This window comes from Caulobacter sp. KR2-114 (assembly GCF_049446115.1).
Classification (GTDB): domain Bacteria; phylum Pseudomonadota; class Alphaproteobacteria; order Caulobacterales; family Caulobacteraceae; genus Acaudatibacter.
In genome coordinates, this window is sequence record NZ_JBMSEC010000001.1 from 127,580 (window position 1) to 146,418 (window position 18,839).

Genomic DNA, 18,839 nt, shown 5'->3' on the forward strand with positions numbered 1-18,839 from the left:
CGCCGGCCTGATCCTAGACGTCCAGGTCCTCGGCCAGGATGGCCATCTCGAACAGGAACGAGCCGTCCTCGTCCTCGTCCTCGTAGATCACGCCGATGAATTCGCCCTTCATCTCGACCTCGGCGGAATCCTTCTGCTTCGGCCGCGCCTTCACGGCGATGTGCGGGTTGCCGAAGGTCCGCTTCAGGTGCGCCTGGATGCGGTCGATGTCTTTCTGGTCCACGGGGTATTCGCTCCGGCGTCTGATCGGCCGGAACCTAGAGCGCGTCAGGCTCAAGTGGAAGCCGGTTGAGCCGCCCGATGCGCTCTAAATGCGAAAGGAATCGGTCTTTCGGGGCTTAGCCTTGAAAGACCGGGGCCTTCTGCGCCACCGCAAGCGGTGGATCGCCTCAGATGACGTAGTCGTAGACGGCGTCGGCCAGGGTGTGGTCCATCGACTTGGACGGCTCTTCGCACGTCGGGCAGTTCACCAGCCGGGCCGGCACGCCGGCGGCGGTGCAGTGCGGCGGCACGGGCTTGAGCACCACCGATCCGGAGGCGACCTTGGCGTAGTCGCCGACGACGATGTTGCCCAGCACCTTGGCCCCGGCGCCCAGCAGCACGCCCTTGCCGATCTTCGGGTGGCGGTCGCCGCGCTCGGCCCCGGTGCCGCCCAGGGTCACCCCGTGCAGCATGGAGACGTCGTCGCCCAGCACCGCGGTCTCGCCGATGACGATGCCGGTGCCGTGGTCGAAGAAGGCGCCCTTGCCAATCACTGCGGCCGGATGGATGTCGACCTGGAACAGCTCCGACACCCGGCTCTGCAGGTAGAAGGCCATGGACTCGCGGCCCTGGGTCCACAGCCAGTGGCTGACCCGGTGGCTCTGCAGCGCCAGGAAGCCCTTGAAGAACAGGAACGGCTGCACGTAGCCCTTGCAGGCGGGGTCGCGCTCGAACACCGCCTTCAGGTCGGCCTCGGCCGCCGCGACGATGCCGGGGTCGCCCTCGTAGGCCTCCTCGGCGACTTCGCGCAGGCTCATGGCGCGCAGTTCCTGGTCGCCGAGCTTGCGGGCCAGCTGATAGGATAGGGCGTCGGCGATGTTGGCGTGGCGGATCACCACCGCGTTGAGCAGCGAGGCGAGGCTCGGCTCGATGCGGGCGACATGTTCGGCTTCGTTGCGCAGGGACGCCCACACGGGCGGCGCGGCGCCGACGTCGACGACTTCAAGATGTTGAGCCATCGGCAGATCTCCCCTTCGACCGGCGCTTCAAACCGGTTTCGCCCTTACTGGGCGATATGGGCCGCCAGCCTAGGGGGCGCCAGAGCCGGGTTGTCAAAAAAAATCCGCCACCGTACGCGTTGCGGATCGCTGCAGGCCTCTATACCTCCGCCACGCTTGCGCAAATCTTATTGAGGAAAGCCCCGCGTGGCCCATTCCGTTCCCCCTGCCCCCGCCTTCGGCGACCTGCTGCCGGTCGAGGCGTCCGACGCCGTGCTGGACTTCCTCGCCCACCGGCGCTCGGCCTCGGCGCTGGCGCTGCGGGCGCCCGGCCCCGACGACGGCGAACTGCGGGACATCCTGACCCTGGCCGCGCGCGCACCCGACCACGGCAAGCTCGCCCCCTGGCGCTTCGTGGTCTTCCAGGGCGAGGCCAAGGCCGCCTTCATCGCCGACCTGGAGGCCATCGCCGCGGCCCGCGAGGACAGCCCCAAGGCCCTGGCCAAGCTGGGCAAGATCCGCACGCCGCCACTGACCGTGGCGGTGATCTCGCGCCATGTCCCCGGCGAGATCCCCGAGTGGGAACAGCGGCTGTCGGCCGGCGCGGTGTGCACCCTGATGACGGTCGCCGCCCAGGCCATGGGCTACGGCGCCAACTGGATCACCGACTGGTACGCCTACGACGGCGCGGTCGACACGCTGCTGAAGCTGGCCCCGGGCGAGAAGGTCGCCGGCTTCATCCACATCGGGACCGTCGCCGAGGCCCCGCAGGAGCGCGTGCGCCCGGACCTGGCCGCCATCACCACCGACTGGCCGGGGTAGGGTCCCCCCTCCCCAACTCTTCTGTCATCCCGGAAAAGCGCGTCAGCGCTTTATCCGGGACCGCCGGAAACGCTGGACGGTCAGCTACGGCTGGCGCCGGCATCTGCCGCGGTCCCGGATATCCGCTGCGCGGATTCCGGGATGACAGTAAGAGGGGATGGATCGAAGGGCGGCCTCACCGCCCGCGGTACGCCGGCACGCCCTGGTCGGGCAGCCATAGGCCCTCGGGCGGGACGCCGGTCTGCCAGAACACGTCGATCGGGATGCCGCCGCGCGGGTACCAGTAGCCGCCGATGCGCAGCCAGCGCGGCTGGGCGACCTCGACGATCTTGCGGCCGATCGCCACCGTGCAGTCCTCGTGGAAGGCGCCGTGATTGCGGAACGCGCCAAGGTACAGCTTCAGCGACTTGGACTCGATCAACCAGTCGCCGGGGGCGTAGTCGATCACCAGGTGGGCGAAGTCGGGCTGGCCGGTCACCGGGCACAGCGAGGTGAACTCCGGCGCGGTGAAGCGCGCCAGATAGAGGCTGCCCGCCTGGGGGTTGGGCACGCGCTCGAGAATGGCCTCCTCCGGGCTGGCGAAGCCGCGGATGTCCTGGCCGAGTTGGGTGAGGGTGTCGGTCATGGCGGGGCGTTTAGCGCCAATCGTTCCCCGCGGGAATGCAGCGCCGGTTCCGGAGCGCGACAAGCGCGCGGGCGGCCGCTATCAAGCGACGCAAAGGACAGCGAGGAGCCTAAGGAGAGCGGCATGTCGGGCAAGGATTTCGAAGGCGCGGTGGTGATCGTCACGGGGGCCTCGACCGGCCTCGGCCGCGCGATCGCGGTGGAGACCGCCTCGCGCGGGGCCCGGGCCGTGGTGGTCAACTACGCCTCCAGCGCCGCCGAGGCCGAGACCACGGCCGAGCAGGTGCGCGCGCAGGGCGCCGAGGCGATCCTCTGCCAGGCCGACGTGGCCGACGACGCCGCCTGCCGCCGCATCGCCGAGGCCGCCGCGCCGTTCGGCCGGGTCGACGCCCTGTTCAACAATGCCGGCATCACCAAGTTCGCCCAGAACCACGGCGACCTCGACGCGGTGTCCGCCGAGGACTTCCAGCGGCTGTACGCCGTCAACGTGGTCGGCGCCTACCAGATGATCCGCGCCGCCCGCCCGCTGATGGACGCCGCGCCGCGGCCCGCGGCGGTGGTCAACACCGCCTCGGTGGCCGGGGTGATGGGCATCGGCTCGTCGGTGCCCTACGCCGCCTCCAAGGGCGCGCTGGTGACCATGACCCTGTCGCTGGCGCGCGCCCTGGCGCCGAAGATCCGGGTCAACGCCGTGTGCCCGGGTTACATCGACACGCCGTGGTTCGGCCGCAACATGGACGAGGCGGGACTGGAGCGTCTGCGCCAGGGCGTCGCCGCCTCCGTGCCGCTGCAGGTCGTTTCCCAGGCCGAGGACATCGCCGGCCCGGCGGTGTTCCTGGCCTCCCCGGCCGCCGCCCATATCACCGGCGAGACCCTGCTGATCGACGCCGGCTCGCACCTGGGCCGCGCCCCGCTCGGCATGCGCTAGGCCGGCGCCGGCCGGTTGGGCCTTTGCGCCGCGCTTATCTGGCCGAGTCGCCGCCCGGATCGCTTCCTTACGCGATGATCGGGCAAGGTCGCCCAGCGTAAACGCCCAGTTCGCGGGCAATCTAGAAGCCTAAAAATTGGGCGCCGAGGGGGCGTTCCCGCTCAAAACATGGCCGCTCGGCACGCCGACCCGGGTTCTCGGGACCCGGCGCTGTTGGCGCACGGCCAGGCTTTGCACCATGGCGCGCGGGGCCAAGGCGTCTCGCCAGAACGTCGCCGCCGTTCACAAGCGCGGCGCAACACAAAGGGGATATAAGATGAAGTCGTGGAAACTGGTTCTGTGCGCGTCAGCGTTCAGTCTCGGTCTGGCCGGTCTGGGCGTCGCCCACGCCGATCCGCTTGCGTCGCCGGCGATGACCGCGCCGCTGTCGTCGAACGCCAACCCGCTGTCGGTGGACGCCGGCCCGCTTGGCAAGATCTATGTGTCCGGCCAGGTCAGCGGCATCGGCTACACCCAGAGCCACCCGACCGACAACGGCGTGGGTGACAAGTCCAGCTACGGCGACCTCAGCAACGCCCAGGTCGAGATCCAAAAGACCGACGGGCCGATCCAGTTCTATATCCAGGCCGGCCAGTACTCGCTGATGTCGCTGGGCACGCAGTACGTCAAATCCGACATCGTGACCCCGCTGACCTACACCAATGTCCCCGTCGCCTATCTGAAGGTGGCGCCGACCTCGAGCTTCAGCGTGATGGCCGGGCGTCTGCCGACGCTGATCGGGGCCGAATACACCTTCAGCTTCCAGAACATGAACATCGAACGCGGCCTGCTCTGGAACCAGGAGCCCGCGATCAGCCAGGGCGTGCAGGTGAACTATTCGCACGGTCCGCTGTCGATGTCGTTCGCCGTCACCGACGGCTTCTTCTCCAGCAAGCTGTCGACCCTGTCGGGCCTGGCGAGCTACGCCATCGACTCCAAGGACACGATCGCCTTCGCCGGCAGCGGCAACGTCAGCAACTACACCCGGCCGGCGACCTTCGTGACCAGCACGACGCTGCAGAACAGCCAGGTGTTCAACCTGATGTACACCCGCACCGACGGGCCGTACCTGATCGAGCCGTACCTGCAGTACACCCATGTCGACGCCAACCCGGCGGCCGGCATCCCCAACTCCGCCTCCACCTGGGGCGCCGCGGTGCTGGCCAAGTACAGCTTCAACCCGGAAATCAGCCTGGCCGGCCGCGTCGAGTACATCAGCGCCAGCGGCGGGCCGAACACGGCCTCGGCCACCAACCTGCTGTACGGCCCGCATTCCAACGCGTTTTCGCTGACGATCACCCCGACCTGGCAGCGCAAGGCGGTGTTCGTGCGCGGCGAGTTCTCCTACACCCACGCCAGCGACATCCTGCCCGGCTTCGGCTTCGGCGTGGACTCCGGCTTCAACCACAAGGATCAGACCCGCGGCGTGATCGAAGCCGGGATCATGTTCTGATCCGATGAGGTCGTAATCGGAGAGTCCTCCACGGACTCTGCAGCGGGGGCGGGTCGTCGAAAGGCGCCCCGCCCTTGCCGTTTTGGGGTCAGCCGCGGCCGATGTACGGCATCTTCGTCGCCATCACCGTCATGAACGGCACGTTGGCGTCCAGCGGCAGGTCGGCCATGTAAACCACGGCGTCCGCCACGTGGGCCACGTCCATCACCGGCTCGACGGCCATCTCGCCACTGGCCTGCGGCACGCCCTGGCTCATCCGCGCGGTCAGCGGCGTCTCGGCGTTGCCGATGTCGATCTGGCCGCAGGCGATGTCGTGGCGGCGGCCATCCAGCGCGATCGAGCGGGTCAGGCCGGTGATGGCGTGCTTGGTCGCCGTATAGGGCGCCGAGTTCGGCCGCGGCGCGTGCGCCGAGATCGAGCCGTTGTTGATGATCCGCCCGCCGCGCGGGTCCTGGGCCTTCATCAGCCGGATCGCGCCCTGGGCGCACAGGAAGGCGCCGGTCAGGTTGACGTCCACCACCCGCTTCCACGCCTCGTAGGAGAGCTCCTCCATCGGCACGGGCGGGGCGCCGGTCCCGGCGTTGTTGAACAGCAGGTCCAGCCGGCCGAACGTCTTGCCGACCTCGGCGAACAGCGTCTCGACCTGGGCCGGATCGCCGACGTCCGCGGGCACGGCCAGCGCCTGGACCCCCAGCTCGGTGATCGCCTGCGCCACGGGCGCCAGCCGCTCCACGCGCCGTCCCGCCAGCGCCACCGACCAGCCGGCGCGCGCCAGGGCCAGGGCGCAGGCTTCGCCGATGCCGCTGCCGGCGCCGGTGACCAGGGCGACTTTCCTCAACACCGTTCTCCCCTCAGGCAGGCCCCGTACGCTGGCGCAGCCAGGCGTCCACCCGCGCCTCCGCGTTGCGGCGGATGTTCATGTAGTACAGGCCGTAGTCGTACACGTGATAGATCCCGCCGGCCGTCAGCAGATTGTTGAACGCCCGGCCGCTGTCCGGCGAGACGTCCACACCCAGGGCGCCGTGCTCGCACCAGGCCCCTGTGACCCCGGGGATCGGCGCCGGCATCGGGCCCATCGCGCCGCCCGCCACGCCGCCCAGGTTCGCCTGCGGCCCCGCGCCGCCATCCTTGCGCCAGGTCAGCGGATTGACGCAGACGATCGGCTGGCCGCCCGCCAGCTGGTAGCGCCCGCCCATCCACAGCACCGAACGCTCGTCGCGCCGCGTGTCGTCCTGGCCCCGGCGCACGCTGTTCCAGTTGACCACGCAGGCCGTCTGGGTGGGCGCGCGGCAGACCGGCAGCCCCCTGGCCTCGATCGTCTCCGGCAGCGACGAGCCGGGGATCTCGGCGAACACCAGCCGCTTCATCAGCGGCGTGCCGATCACCCGTTCCTGCAGCAGGCGCATGGCGTGCACCGAGCCCTGGCTATGGCTGGCGATGATGAACGGGCGGCCGTGGTTCTCGTGCGCGATGTAATAGTCGAACGCCCGCAGCACGTCGGAATAGGCCAGGTCGATGGCGGCGAAGGCGTCCGGCCCCCCGCGCAGGAAGGCGGCCAGCTCGGCCTGGCGGTACCGGGGCGCGTAGATCCGGCAGCAGCCGTTGAATACGCTGGCCTGGCCGCGCAGCACCGCCCGGTCGACGCCCCGGCCGGTCAGGCCGCCCTCGTCGAAGGCGGCGTTCCAGCGGTCGCCGATCACATAGGTGGTGGGGTGAATGAAGAACACATCGGCCCGGGCCGTGGCCTGGCGGTCCTGCGCGCCGCTGCCGGCCGGCGTGTCGTCCGCCGCCGACGGCCGTCCGGGCCAGGCCGCCCAGGCGTCGGGCGAGGCGTAGTCCGGCGCGGCCGGCGCCGAGGCGGCGTCGAACGGCCGGCGCGGTCCCCCGCCCAGCAGCCCCTGCCCCGCCGCCGGGGTCGCCAGACCCGCGGCGGCGACCCAGTATCCGGCGACAAGGGCCACGAGGAAGGGATTGCGGCGGCGCATGGCGGTCTCCGGGCGATGAGCTCCAGTCCCATTCACGTCCGAATGCTGCCAGCCCGTCGCCGGACCACAGGGTATCACGGGCGTCCGGGCGGGGGCTTGCCTCCGTCGCCGCCCGGCGCCCCAATCCCTCCACCCCTGCCCCAAGGAGTCCCGCCATGCGCCCCACCCCCGCCGACAAGCGCCAGGCCTTCCGCGCCCTGCACGCCGAGGGCTGCTTCGTGCTGCCCAATCCCTGGGACGCCGGCTCGGCGGTGCTGCTGGAGAGCCTGGGCTTCAAGGCCCTGGCCTCGACCAGCGCCGGCATGGCCTGGGGCATGGGCCGCCCCGACTATGGCGTGGCCCGCGACGAGGTGCTGTCGCACCTGTCGGTGCTGACCCACGCCAGCGCCCTGCCGGTGAACGCCGACTTCGAGAACGGCTTCTCGGACGATCCGGAGGGCGTCGCCGCCAACGTCGCCCTGGCCGCCGACACCGGCGTGGCGGGCCTGTCGGTGGAGGATTCCACCGGCGACGCCCAGAACCCGCTTTACGAATTCGACCTGGCCGTGGCCCGCATCGCCGCGGCGCACAAGGCGCTGGCGGGGTCCGGCGTGGTGCTGACCGCCCGCTCCGAAGGCTTCATCCGCGGCCGGCCGGACCTCGACGAGACCATCCGCCGGCTGACCGCCTTCGCCGAGGCGGGCGCGGACTGCCTCTACGCCCCCGGACTGCCGGGCGAGGCGGAGATCACCGCGGTGGTGCGCGCCGTCGCCCCGCTGCCGGTGAACGTGCTGTCGCCGGGCCTGCCGGTGGCCACCCTGGCCGGCTGGGGCGTGCGGCGGATCAGCGTCGGCGGCTCCCTGGCCCGCGCCGCCTGGGGCGGCTTCCTGGCCGCCGCGCGCGAGATCGCCGACCAGGGGACCTTCGACGCACTGGCCCGGGGCGCGCCCGGCGGCGAACTCAACCGCATCTTCGCCGAGGCGCAGGCGCGGCTGGGCTAGACGGCCTCCGCGGCCCCCGGGGGGAACTAGGCCGGGCCCGCGCCCGGCTTGGGGCCGTGCGCCGTCGGGCTGGCAAGGCCGCTCTTGTTCATGCGCGGCGCCAGGCCCTCCAGCAGGTCGGCCAGTTCCTGCAGCCGCACGCGCTCGGAGATGTTGAGCCGGGTATAGAGGTGCACGTCGCCGTGCATCTGCACGGCCTCGCCCCAGCGCTTGCGGGCGTCCTGCAGCAGGTTCTGCGCCTCGTCGGTGAAGATCACCTCGGCCTCGCCCTCGGGGTCGCGCACATAGACGTAGTTGCCGCCCATCGGCGACAGCGGCCGGCCGTCGCGCAGCAACATGAAGCGATAGGTGCGCCCCGACGCCCCCTTAAGATCCAGCAAGTCCCGCAAACGCTACGCCTCCCGCACTCGTCGCCCACCCGTGACCAGCAAGCCGGGCGACATGCGGGCCAATATCAGGCCGAACAAGGGCGAACGCTCACGATTGCTGACGCTTCGCCGCGTGCGTCGACCGGCCTCCCGGGGCCTCGGCCGAGCGGGCCATGGCCGGCCGTCGCGGATTGGTGCGGGCGGCCGGGATCGAACCGGCACGAGCCTCTCGGCCCTACGGATTTTAAGTCCGTTGCGTCTACCAGTTTCGCCACGCCCGCGGGTCCGGTTGACCGGCCCCGTTTGGCTGCATTCACGAGCCGGGGCAATGCCTCAGCCCTTTTTCGCCCTGTCCCCACGACGCTTGGCGGCGCCCGGGCGCGACGCCATAGGGGCCAATAATGATTAACGAGGCTACTCAGCCTATTTACAGATGCCCCGGTCAAGAAAGGATACCGACGTCACTGTATTCGACATTGGAAGATTCCACGCCACAATGCTTTCCGACACCCCCGCCTGTTCGTGCGCTTGCACGCGACATGTCGGGTCTGCGAAGTGCATCGACGCGTCGTCCTGAGGGAAGATGGCTAAAATGCTCAAAATGGGTGGCCTTTTTGGCGTCTCAGATCCTCCCCATCACCCACCTGGGGGATTGAACAAAGCTTAACAACTTATGAATCCTGCGCCGTCAGCCGGAGTACCCCGGCCGGTGTGGGGGGCGTCTCCACGCTGCGAGTTCCCTCTCTTCCCGTGGAGACCAACATGAAGAAGTATCTCGGCGCCGTTGCGGCGGCCGCCCTTGTCCTCGGCGGAGCCAGCTCCGCGATGGCCGCCCAGGCCAGCGCCAGCGTGACGGCGTCGGCGGTGGTGGTGACCCCGATCACCGAGTCGGTGACCACCAACATGAACTTCGGCAAGCTGGTGATGAACGCCAGCAACTCGACCGGCACGGTGGTGCTGACCCAGAGCAACACCCGCAGCGCGGGCGGCACCGGCGTCGATCTCGTCGGCGGCACGGGCGGCGTCTCGGCGGTCGTTCACTTCGTCGGTGACACCACCAATGGCGGCAACAGCGCCTACAACGTGACGATCGACAGCACCGCGACGCTCAACGACCCCGGCAATGTTCACAGCATGAGCGTCACCAGCATCGGCACCACCGATCAGACGACCGGTCTGGTGGGCGCCCAGGACGTCCACATCGGCGCGACGCTCAACGCGGCCGCCAATCAGGCGGCCGGCTCCTACCAGGGCTCGTTCAACGTGACGGCGGCCTACCAGTAAGGGCGCAGCCTCGCGCCCCTGCAGAGGGCGTCCGCGGCGCCGTGCGTCGCGGACGCCCTCTTTTGCCGATGTCTCACCCCATCGGATTAACCGAATTGAGAAAGCGCCGTGCGAGGTTGCCCTTGCACGACAAGGAACTTCGCATGCTGACGCGCCGCTCGCTCTCGTTGCTGGGCCTCTCGGGCGTCGCCGCGCTCGTCGGCTTTCGCCCCGCCCTCGCCGAAGGCGCGGCGAACCTCAACATCTCGCCGCACCGGATCGTCTTCGACCCGAACACGCGCGTCTCAACCGTCCTCGTCTTCAACACCGGCGATGCGCCCGCAAGCTACAACATCGAACTGATCGACAGGGTGATGGCGGCCGACGGGTCGTTGATCAGCCTTGCGGATGCGCAGAAGGCGCCCGCCCTGGCCGACGCCGTCGCGCGGCTCAAGACCGCCCGGGAGATGGTGACCTTCACCCCGCGCCGCGTGGTGCTGGCTCCCGGCGAGAGCCAGACGATCCGTATCCGGGTGCTCCGCCCCGATGGGCTGGCGCCCGGCGACTACCGGACCCACCTCACCGTCACGGCCGTCCCGCCGCAGGACCAGGGTCTTACGGCGGACCAGGCGGCAGCGCAGTCTGACGGATCGATCAGCGTCCGTCTGACCGCACTGTTCGCCATCAGCATACCGCTGGTGGTGCGCCAGGGCCCCGCCGACGTGGCGGCAGCGCTCGAAAACGTCCGCTACAGGCCCGCCGCCGGCGCGGCGGCGCCCGCCGGTACGCTGAGCCTGGAGATCGCGCGCAAGGGCGCCAGTTCCCTGTATGGCGATATCGCTGTCCGCAGCGCCAAGGACGGCCCGCGAGGAAAGCCACTGGGCGCCCTGGGCGGACTTGGCGTGTACGCCGAGATCGACCGCCGCTCCGTGCAGGTGCCGCTCTCCAGGCCCCTGACCCCAGGCGAGATCGTGACGATCACGTACACGGATGAAGATTCCAAGGTTGGTCAAATAATTGCGGGCACTTCCTACAAGGTCGGATGAGGCGGCTTCAGGCATTTCTGACCGGCCTCGTCGCAGCAGTGTCGGTCTGCTTGGCCACGCCATGCGCCGCCGATGACTCGGCGGACCTGCCGATCGCGCTGAACGTCATCAATCGGGCGCCGCCGGCTATTGTGGATCAGCCGGCGCTGTTCACGGCCGACGACCTGCTGCTGCTGGAGGTGGACTCCGACGGCTACCGCTTGTCCGACGGCATGAGCGCCTTCTCGTCCCGCTCCGGCCTGTTCCTGCCGCTCGGGGAGCTGTCCCGTCTCTTCGACCTGGCGATCAACGTGGACTGGACCCGCGGTAGCGCCGAGGGATGGGTGCTCACCCGGGGACGGGTGTTCCAGCTGGACCTGCCGCACCGGCGCGCCCGCATCGGCGACCGCGACCTGGAGATCGAGCCGGCCCAGGCGGCGGTGTTCGACGGCGACATCTACCTACGCACCGACCTGCTGGAGCGGCTGCTGCCGCTGAAGTTCAAGGCGCAGGTGCACGACCTGGTGCTGGATGCGACTCCCACGGAACAGATGCCGTTCCAGGCGCGTCTCGCCCGGGACCAGATCCGCGCGCGGCTGGCCAACGGCCCGGCCGCCGAGGATGTGCTCAAGGTGCGCACCCCCTACGCCGCCTTCACGCCACCGGCCGCCGACATCGACATCAGCGCGGAAGCCGGCAACCGCGGCGAGCGCAGCCTGGCCTACACCTTCCGCGCCAGCGGAGACCTGGCTTATGCTGGCTTCCAGGCGTTCGTCAGCTCGGACACCAACGCCAGGCCCAGCGACGTGCGACTGCTGCTGGAGCGCAAGGATCCCGAGGGTCACGGCGTGGGCGCGCCGCTGCTGACCCGGGCCAATATCGGCGACACCTATACCCCTGGCCTGCAACTGGGCGCCCGGAGCGCCGGCGGCCGGGGGGTGTTCTTCACGTCCGAACCCATCACCCAGGCCAGCGTCTTCGACCGCACGAACATCCGCGGCGACCTGCCGACCGGCTACGAGGTCGAGCTTTACGTGAACGAGGTGCTGCGGGCGTCGCAGTCGGGCGCCGGCGACGGGCGCTACGCCTTCGACAACGTCGAGCTCGCCTTCGGTCTCAACACCATTCGCCTGGTGTTCTACGGCCCCCGCGGCGAGCGCCGGGAAGAGGTCCGCCGCATCAACGTGGGCGCGGGCGCGTTGACCAAGGGCCAGTTCACCTTCGCCCTGGGCGCGGTGCAGGAGGGCACACCTCTGGTCGACATCCGCCACCAGCCTCCTCTGGGAACCATCTTGCCGGGATATGGGCGGCCCCGGATCGTTGGTGACATCGCCTATGGCCTGACCCGTCTGACCACTGTGTCGGCGGGCTTCGCCGACTACACGCCGCAGACCGGTTCGCGCCGGCAGATGGGCATGCTGACCCTGGCCACCTCGACCGCCGGTTTCGCCGTCCAGGGCCTGGCGGGGCTCGATAGCCGGGGCGGCGCGGCGCTCGCCGTGGGCCTGGCGGGGCGCCCGCTGGGCGTGTCGCTGGTGGGCCGGTACGCCGAGTACCTGGGCGGGTTCGTCGACGAGCTGCAGCCGGGAGGCGTCGGCAACGGCTCCCCTCTGCGCCGCAACGCCACCCTCAACGTCGACTTCGCGCCCCAGCTGGCGGGCGCGTCGCTGCCGCTGAGCCTGCGCCTGTCGGAAGACGGCTATGCGGACGGGGGCCAGCGGTTCGAGGGTTCGGCGCACGCCTCCAAGCCGATCGGCCGCTACCTGGCCTCGGCGTCGCTCGACTATCAGCAGTTCAGCGCAGGCGGCCTGGGCAGCCGCACCCTCACCGGCGGAACCGAGGTGGCGGCGATCGCGGGCGGCGGCTGGCAGCTCCGCGGGGCCATGGCCTACCAGCTGCTGCCGCAGGCGCGCCTCAGCGCCCTGTCGCTGACCGTGCAGCGCAACTACGCGCAGAGGATGGCGATCCAGGTGGCCGCCAGCCACAGCTTCGGTCCCGGCGCCGGCACGACCCTGTCCTTTGCCAACACCCTGCGCCTTCGGCTGATGGACGCTTCCCTGACCGGCAGCTACGACAGCGCGACCCACGATGTGCGCATCGGCCTGCGCCTGGCCACCGGCTTCATGTTCAATCCACTGCGCCGGCGCTACGAGGCGGTCGGCCCCGGCGCGGCGGCGGGCGGCGCCGTCCTGATCGATTCCTTCGTCGACGTCGACGCCGACGGGCGCCGGGGGAAGACCGAGAAGCCGGTTCCGGGCGTCGGCGTGACCGGGGGCCGCTACGACATCGCCACCGACGCCCACGGCGAGGCCCTGGTGACGGGGCTCGGCGACGGGGCGTCGGCGCGCATCCACCTGGACACCGAAAAGCTCGACGACCCCTACCTTGTCGGCCCGCCACGCGCGATCGAGATCGTGCCACGGCCGGGGCGCGTGGCGGTGGTCCCCTACCCGTTCGTCGCGACCTCCGAGGTCGAGGTCAAGGCGGTGTTCCGCCGGGGCGCCGCGCTGCGCGGTCTCTCCGCCCTGTCGCTTCAACTGGTGGACGCCCAGGGCAAGGTGCTGCGCGCCGCCAGGACCGAGTACGACGGCACCGCCCTGTTCGAGGAAGTGCCGCCGGGGAGCTATGTCCTGCGGGTGGACCCGGAGCAGGCGGCGCGCCTGCACCTTGGCTTCGCCAGGAACCCCGGCGTCGTCGCCAGGCCGCAGGGCGGCTTCGCCGGGCAGATCACGGGCGAGGTCGTCGTCCAGCCATGAACCATACGGACCGTCCGACGCACGCCGCGAGCCCCCATCCGGGGGATTGTTGCGGCATGGCGGGGGCGCCACAACACATTCACGGGGGTCGTTCATGAGCCTGCGCCGGCGAAACTTAGCGTTGCTCGTGACCCTTTCGGCGCTGGCCGCGGCGACATCCGCCGCTGGCGCCGACTGCAGCATCAGCATCACGCCCAAGAACGGAACCAGTCTGGGCAAGATCGTCGGACCGCCATCGGTCGGCGGACTGGCGACCACCTTCACCATTCCCACTGGCTCGGGCGCCGTCACCCAGAGCCCCGCCGCCTCCTCGGCCGGCGCCGCGATACTGCTGCACCCGCCCTCGAACTTCCAATGGGAGGTTGAGATCAAGGCGGGCGGGAACTGCAACAACACTATCAGCGTCACGGTGTTGGCCACGTCAAGCAAGTTCAGCTTTCCGGGCACGGCGACCTTTACCCTGGCCAAGGTGAACGGTATCCAGAACAGCCTGCCGGCCACGTTGAACAATAGCGGCGGCTCCTTCCCGCTGAGCTTTTCGAGCTCCGGCAGCAACGGCGACGCGATCTTCGACATCGGCACCTCGATCATTCTGCCGGCCAACGCGGCCGGCGGGACCGCGTCCTGGACGACCACGGTGACGGCGCAGTGAGCGGGCGGCGCGCAGCGGCGCCAACGGGCGCGCTCCTGGCTCTCGGCCTCGTCGCCGTGGCGAGCCTGATGGCCTCGGACGTCCTGGCCGCTGGCGGCCGGCGCAGCATCAGCGTTTCAGCCAGCGCGACCGTGCTGCAACCAGCCTCCGTGGCCCTGGTGCAGAACTTCAGCGCAGGCGCCACCAAGACCAAGGGCAGCAACCCGACGGGGACGGTGATCGTGCCGGCGACCTATCCGCTGTTCGGCTCGCCGGCGCCCGGCTACCCGGACACTCAGCCGCAAGGCGGGGCCAACGCGGTGGCGCCAGCCGCGGCTCGCATCGATCTCACCGGCCAGCCCAACGCCGCGTTCACCCTGAACGTGCAGGGCTGGACCCAAGTGGCCGGCACAGCGGGCGCCACGATGGCGCTGGCCAGCAACACCTATTATTCGCCGACAAACGCTCCGACCAACGCGCCGCGCGGGGTATTCAACGCCCAGGGCAAGGCGACAATCTATGTCGGCGGAACGATCGTGCTCGCCCGCGACCCCAGCGGCTCGACGGTCACGATGAAGCCGACCTTCACCATCACCTACAACTAGACACACCCTCTACCGGATGCGGTCCAGGCGATCGATTGGCGAGATTTCCCCCTCAGCCAATTCCCCCCGCACGCGAGCCGGCTTGCAACTTTTGGCAGGATGCGTGCCCCATATGGGGGACACTGTGTCGCACACGTAACTTTGTTCAGCGAACAGTCACGTCTGTTTGCTATGAGTGTGGCAACTCAGTGCACGCGTCGCGTCGAAACCCTGCTGTTCCCTGCAAGAGCCTGCCGCCAGATGCCTTCCTCGACCGCCTTCTACTTCGTCGACGCTGCCGGCGTGGCCACGGCCACGTTTGATGACGCCCAGACCTCGGCAAAATCGCCGCTGCGCCCGCGCGTGTCAGGCGTGGCCGATCTGCTGTGCATCAAGGGCGACAGCGCACGTGGAAAGCTTTCGCGCGCCATCCAGCGGGCGATCGACGAGAACACCCGCTCGGTGATCATGGTGGGCGAGGAGTTCGAGCCGCGGCGGATGGTGACCGTCCGCGGCGCGCGCGAGGACGGCCGCGCCGTGGTCACCTGCGTCGAGCTCGACGCCGGGGTTTCGCAGCTGCAGGTCGGCGACGTGGTCGAGCTGTTCAGCCTGTCGCCGGCCGAGGCCGAGATCGCCATTCTCTTGACCCGCGGCTCGTCCCTCGCCGACGTCGCCCAGCACCGCGGCGTGCAGCAGGAGACGGTGCGTGGTCAGGTCAAGGCGCTGCTGCGCAAGGTTGGGGTCGCCAACCAGAAACAGCTGGCCGCCGTGATGGCGCAGGTCGGCGCGGCGCTGCTGGACGTGCCTGCCGGGCTGGCCGCCGTCAGCGCCTGAAGATCAGCGGCCGAAAACAGGGGGCCTGAGACCGGGCGAGGAGCCGCGCCCTCACGCCTCCGCGCCGGCCTCCATGCGGATGGTCTTGGCGCCAATGCCCTCCAGGGCGGCGACCAGTTCGTCGACGGTGGTCTCCACCTCCGCCTGGTCGCGGCCGCGGATCACCAGGTTGGAGCCGTAGCCCTCGGGGCCGAAGAACGGATAGCTGCCCAGCGACAGCGCGGGATGGGCCTTGGCGAGAACCTCCAGCGGGGCGGCGATCGCCCCCTCGCCGGTGCCTTCCACCCGCACCGTGCGGGCGATCACCACCTTGCCGGTGCGCAGGCGCGGGCCGACGTCCTCGAGCATGCCGCGCATGATCGCCGGCACCCCGGCCAGCACGAACACATTGCCGATGGTGAAGCCGGGCGGCCCCTGCACCGGGTTCTTCACCAGGTCGCCGCCCACGGGCACCCGCGCCATGCGCCGGCGCGCGGCGTTCAGCTCGCCCTGCCAGCGCGCCTGCATCATCGCCAGGATGTCGGGGTGCTCGTACAGCGCCACGCCGAACGCCTTGGCCACGCTGTCGGCGGTGATGTCGTCGTGCGTCGGGCCGATGCCGCCGGTGGTGATCACATAGTCGTAGCGGCCGCGCAGATGATTGAGCGTCTCGACGATCTCGTCCTCGACGTCCGGCACCACCCGCGCCTCGGCCAGGTCGACGCCATAGGTCGCCAGGTATCTGGCGATGTCGCGCAGGTTGGTGTCCTGGGTGCGGCCCGAGAGGATCTCGTCGCCGATGATCATCACGGCGGCGGTGACGCGATCGCTGTCGGACATGCTGACTTCCCTCGCCGATCCCTTGCGGGGCGGACGGTTCTGGACCTGGACCCTTCAATCACGGCATAGGCCGCGGATGCTTCTGCCGCAACCGATGGCGCACGGCCGGCTGGTCCAGCGCTACAAACGCTTCTTCGCCGACGTCGTGCTGGACGACGGGCGCGAGATCACCACCCACTGTCCGAACCCCGGCGCCATGCTGGGGCTGAACACGCCGGGCCTGGGGGCCTGGGTGTCGGCGGCGGACGGAGCCAAGCGCAAGCTGCCGTGGACGCTGGAGCTGGTCGAGGTCGACGGCGGCCTGGCGGGGATCAACACCCTGCACCCCAACCGCATCGTCGCCGAGGCCCTGGCCGCGAACGCCATCCCCGAGGTCGCCGGCTATACGAGCCACCGGCGCGAGGTACGCTTCGGCGAGGCCAGCCGGGTGGACTTCCTGCTGGAGGCGCCGGACCGGCCGCCGTGCTGGCTGGAGGTCAAGAACGTGCACCTGCGCCGCGAGGGGTCGCTGGCGGAGTTTCCGGACTGCGTGGCCGCGCGCTCGTCGAAGCACCTGCGGGAACTCTCGCGCGAGGTGGCGGGCGGCGCCCGGGCGGTGCAGTTCTTCGTCATCCAGCGCACCGACTGCGACCGCTTCGCCGCCTGCGCCGAGCTGGACCCGGCCTATGCCGCCGGGCTGACCGCGGCGGCGCAGGCGGGCGTTGAAGTTCTGTGCTATCGTTGCGACATAAGTCCGACCGCCATCACCCTCGCCGACCGGATTCCCTGGATCCACGCGCCGGCCTGACCCGAGAGCCACCCGAGACCGCCTATGTCCCTCGACAACGACGTCATCGAAGCCGACTTCCGCACCGAGACCATCAAGCTGCATGGGCCGGAAGGCTTCGAAGGCATGCGCCGGGCCGGCCGCCTGGCCGCCGAATGCCTGGACATGCTGATCCCCTATGTGGTCCCCGGCGTGACCACCGAGCGGCTCGACACCCTGGCGCGGGAGTTCGTGCTAGACCACGGCGCCCTGCCCGCCTGCCTGTTCTACCGCGGCTATTCGCACACCGTGTGCATCTCGCCCAACCACGTGGTCTGCCACGGCATTCCCGGCGATCGCACCCTTCGCGAGGGCGACATCGCCAACATCGACGTCACGGTGATCGTCGACGGATGGCACGGCGACACCTCGCGCATGTACGGCGTCGGCGAGGTCGCGCCGCGGGCGCGCCGGCTGGTGGAGATCACCTATGAGGCGCTGAACCGCGGCCTGGCGCTGGTCAAGCCGGGCGTGCGGCTGGGCGACATCGGCCACGCCATCCAGTCATACGTGGAGTCCATGCGCTGCAGCGTGGTCAAGGACTTCTGCGGCCACGGCCTGGGCAAGGTGTTCCACGACTCGCCCAACGTGCTGCACTTCGGCCATCCGGGCACCGGCGAGGTGCTGAAGGAAGGCATGTTCTTCACCATCGAGCCGATGGTGAACTTGGGCAAGCACCAGGTGAAGGTGCTGAACGACGGCTGGACCGCCGTCACCCGCGACAAGTCGCTGTCGGCCCAGTGCGAGCACTCGGTGGGCGTCACCGCCGACGGCTACGAGGTGTTCACCGCCTCGCCGGCCGGCCTGTTCCAGCCGGCGATCCTGGGCGCCTGACACGCGCCCTGACGTTTCGCACGCCGGGGCGGAGCGCTTGGGCGAACCCCTTGCCAAGCACGAACAAATAAAGAACATTGATCGCCATGCCGCGATCGACGAGAGAGGCTGTGGAGGAGCTGCCGCTGCTGGAGGCCGGTCTATGGCCCGCATCGCCGGCGCCCGAGCCCCCGCAGCCCCACCGCGCGAAGACGCCTGACCGCCCGCCGCCGGCGGCGCTCGGCCACCGCGAGCGGCTGCGGGCGCGGGCCGCCAAGGCGCTGGACGCCCTGCCCGACTACGAGCTGCTGGAGCTGATGCTGGCGCGCAGCCTGCCGCGCGGCGACGTCAAGCCGCTGGCCAAGGCCCTGCTGGCGCGGTTCGGGGGCCTGGCGGCGGTGTTCGGCGCCAGCCTGGCGGAGCTGACCGCGGTCAAGGGCGTCGGCGAGGCGGTGGCGCTGGACTTGAAGCTGGTGCAGGAGGCGACCTTGCGCATCGGCCGCGGCGAGGTGGCGCGCCGCCCGATGATCGCAAGCTGGAGCGCCCTGCTGGCCTATGTGAAGGCGGCCATGGCGCACGAGGGCCGCGAGCAGTTCCGCGTGCTGTTCCTGGACAAGAAGAACCAGCTGATCGCCGATGAGGTGATGAACCACGGCACGGTGGACCATGCGCCCGTCTATCCGCGCGAGGTGATGCGCCGGGCGCTGGAGCTGTCGGCCAGCGCGGTGATCCTGGTGCATAATGATCCGTAAGCGGCCTTTTTAATCCCGCACGATCCCGGCTAAGCACCTTGAATCATCAATATTTTTTCACTTGTCGCGAACAAAGCGAAGATCGAAAATGATCGGCGGCTCTGAAGGGTCCGAAGACCGATCAGAGCCCAGTCGCCGCCCCCTGGCGCGACTGCGCCC

At 69.8% G+C, this 18,839-nt stretch carries 20 protein-coding genes and 1 tRNA gene; 13 read left to right on the forward strand and 8 right to left on the reverse strand.

Going from position 1 to position 18,839, the window contains the following annotated elements; all coding sequences use genetic code 11:
- Positions 1–13: 13 nt before the first annotated feature.
- Positions 14–223, reverse strand: coding sequence for a DUF3126 family protein (locus ACO2Q3_RS00510; RefSeq protein WP_423304374.1), 210 nt, complete (start codon positions 221–223; stop codon positions 14–16).
- A gap of 166 nt (positions 224–389) precedes the next feature.
- Positions 390–1,220 carry a serine O-acetyltransferase gene (gene cysE / locus ACO2Q3_RS00515; protein ID WP_423304376.1) on the reverse strand — a complete coding sequence of 277 codons (831 nt, stop codon included), beginning with the start codon at positions 1,218–1,220 and terminating at the stop codon, positions 390–392.
- Between the two features lie 186 nt (positions 1,221–1,406).
- On the opposite strand from cysE, the gene ACO2Q3_RS00520 reads away from it, so the two are divergent.
- Positions 1,407–2,021 (forward strand): nitroreductase family protein, encoded by a 615-nt coding sequence (locus ACO2Q3_RS00520; RefSeq protein WP_423304377.1) that lies wholly within the window; start codon positions 1,407–1,409, stop codon positions 2,019–2,021.
- Positions 2,022–2,196: 175 nt separating this feature from the next.
- Here the strand turns inward: ACO2Q3_RS00520 and queF are convergent, their stop codons facing one another.
- On the reverse strand, positions 2,197–2,646 hold the full coding sequence (queF, locus tag ACO2Q3_RS00525) for a preQ(1) synthase (RefSeq protein WP_423304378.1): 450 nt from the start codon (positions 2,644–2,646) through the stop codon (positions 2,197–2,199).
- Positions 2,647–2,769: 123 nt separating this feature from the next.
- Between queF and ACO2Q3_RS00530 the strand changes: the two genes are divergently transcribed.
- Entirely contained in the window at positions 2,770–3,573 is an 804-nt protein-coding gene (locus ACO2Q3_RS00530) for an SDR family NAD(P)-dependent oxidoreductase (protein ID WP_423304380.1), read from the forward strand.
- 316 nt (positions 3,574–3,889) lie between these two features.
- Positions 3,890–5,065, forward strand: coding sequence for an outer membrane beta-barrel protein (locus ACO2Q3_RS00535; protein ID WP_423304382.1), 1,176 nt, complete (start codon positions 3,890–3,892; stop codon positions 5,063–5,065).
- 88 nt (positions 5,066–5,153) lie between these two features.
- Here the strand turns inward: ACO2Q3_RS00535 and ACO2Q3_RS00540 are convergent, their stop codons facing one another.
- Both ACO2Q3_RS00540 and ACO2Q3_RS00545 read right to left on the reverse strand, forming a co-directional pair.
- On the reverse strand, positions 5,154–5,906 hold the full coding sequence (locus ACO2Q3_RS00540; RefSeq protein ID WP_423304383.1) for an SDR family oxidoreductase: 753 nt from the start codon (positions 5,904–5,906) through the stop codon (positions 5,154–5,156).
- Positions 5,907–5,916: 10 nt separating this feature from the next.
- Positions 5,917–7,050 carry a DUF3089 domain-containing protein gene (locus ACO2Q3_RS00545; RefSeq protein WP_423304385.1) on the reverse strand — a complete coding sequence of 378 codons (1,134 nt, stop codon included), beginning with the start codon at positions 7,048–7,050 and terminating at the stop codon, positions 5,917–5,919.
- Positions 7,051–7,205: 155 nt separating this feature from the next.
- On the opposite strand from ACO2Q3_RS00545, the gene ACO2Q3_RS00550 reads away from it, so the two are divergent.
- Positions 7,206–8,030: an isocitrate lyase/PEP mutase family protein gene (locus ACO2Q3_RS00550; RefSeq protein WP_423304387.1), complete on the forward strand. Its 825-nt coding sequence runs from the start codon at positions 7,206–7,208 to the stop codon at positions 8,028–8,030.
- A 26-nt stretch (positions 8,031–8,056) separates the two neighbouring features.
- Here ACO2Q3_RS00550 and ACO2Q3_RS00555 read toward each other — a convergent pair whose 3' ends face one another.
- Positions 8,057–8,419: a hypothetical protein gene (locus tag ACO2Q3_RS00555; protein ID WP_423304389.1), complete on the reverse strand. Its 363-nt coding sequence runs from the start codon at positions 8,417–8,419 to the stop codon at positions 8,057–8,059.
- A gap of 171 nt (positions 8,420–8,590) precedes the next feature.
- Positions 8,591–8,679: transfer RNA gene (locus tag ACO2Q3_RS00560), tRNA-Leu, on the reverse strand.
- A 481-nt stretch (positions 8,680–9,160) separates the two neighbouring features.
- Between ACO2Q3_RS00560 and ACO2Q3_RS00565 the strand changes: the two genes are divergently transcribed.
- The 6 genes from ACO2Q3_RS00565 to ACO2Q3_RS00590 all read left to right on the forward strand — a co-directional run bounded on the left by ACO2Q3_RS00565 (position 9,161) and on the right by ACO2Q3_RS00590 (position 15,491).
- Positions 9,161–9,682, forward strand: a complete 522-nt coding sequence (locus tag ACO2Q3_RS00565) for a DUF4402 domain-containing protein (protein ID WP_423304391.1) — start codon at positions 9,161–9,163, stop codon at positions 9,680–9,682.
- Between the two features lie 122 nt (positions 9,683–9,804).
- A complete protein-coding gene (locus tag ACO2Q3_RS00570; RefSeq protein WP_423304393.1) occupies positions 9,805–10,707 on the forward strand; it encodes a hypothetical protein in 903 nt (300 codons plus the stop codon).
- A gap of 50 nt (positions 10,708–10,757) precedes the next feature.
- Positions 10,758–13,442 carry a hypothetical protein gene (locus ACO2Q3_RS00575; protein WP_423304395.1) on the forward strand — a complete coding sequence of 895 codons (2,685 nt, stop codon included), beginning with the start codon at positions 10,758–10,760 and terminating at the stop codon, positions 13,440–13,442.
- A gap of 94 nt (positions 13,443–13,536) precedes the next feature.
- A complete protein-coding gene (locus tag ACO2Q3_RS00580) occupies positions 13,537–14,094 on the forward strand; it encodes a hypothetical protein (protein WP_423304396.1) in 558 nt (185 codons plus the stop codon).
- 68 nt (positions 14,095–14,162) lie between these two features.
- Positions 14,163–14,678 (forward strand): DUF4402 domain-containing protein, encoded by a 516-nt coding sequence (locus tag ACO2Q3_RS00585; protein ID WP_423304397.1) that lies wholly within the window; start codon positions 14,163–14,165, stop codon positions 14,676–14,678.
- A gap of 240 nt (positions 14,679–14,918) precedes the next feature.
- Entirely contained in the window at positions 14,919–15,491 is a 573-nt protein-coding gene (locus tag ACO2Q3_RS00590) for a helix-turn-helix transcriptional regulator (protein ID WP_423304399.1), read from the forward strand.
- Positions 15,492–15,542: 51 nt separating this feature from the next.
- On the opposite strand, the gene ACO2Q3_RS00595 is transcribed toward ACO2Q3_RS00590, so the two are convergent.
- Positions 15,543–16,310, reverse strand: a complete 768-nt coding sequence (locus ACO2Q3_RS00595) for a competence/damage-inducible protein A (RefSeq protein WP_423304400.1) — start codon at positions 16,308–16,310, stop codon at positions 15,543–15,545.
- A gap of 76 nt (positions 16,311–16,386) precedes the next feature.
- Here ACO2Q3_RS00595 and sfsA point away from each other — a divergent pair, with 76 nt between their 5' ends.
- The 3 genes from sfsA (at position 16,387) to ACO2Q3_RS00610 (ending at position 18,680) form a co-directional block, all read left to right on the forward strand.
- On the forward strand, positions 16,387–17,097 hold the full coding sequence (gene sfsA, locus ACO2Q3_RS00600) for a DNA/RNA nuclease SfsA (RefSeq protein ID WP_423304402.1): 711 nt from the start codon (positions 16,387–16,389) through the stop codon (positions 17,095–17,097).
- A 24-nt stretch (positions 17,098–17,121) separates the two neighbouring features.
- On the forward strand, positions 17,122–17,949 hold the full coding sequence (gene map, locus ACO2Q3_RS00605; protein WP_423304404.1) for a type I methionyl aminopeptidase: 828 nt from the start codon (positions 17,122–17,124) through the stop codon (positions 17,947–17,949).
- 86 nt (positions 17,950–18,035) lie between these two features.
- On the forward strand, positions 18,036–18,680 hold the full coding sequence (locus ACO2Q3_RS00610) for a JAB domain-containing protein (RefSeq protein ID WP_423304406.1): 645 nt from the start codon (positions 18,036–18,038) through the stop codon (positions 18,678–18,680).
- The last annotated feature ends 159 nt before the right edge of the window (positions 18,681–18,839 follow it).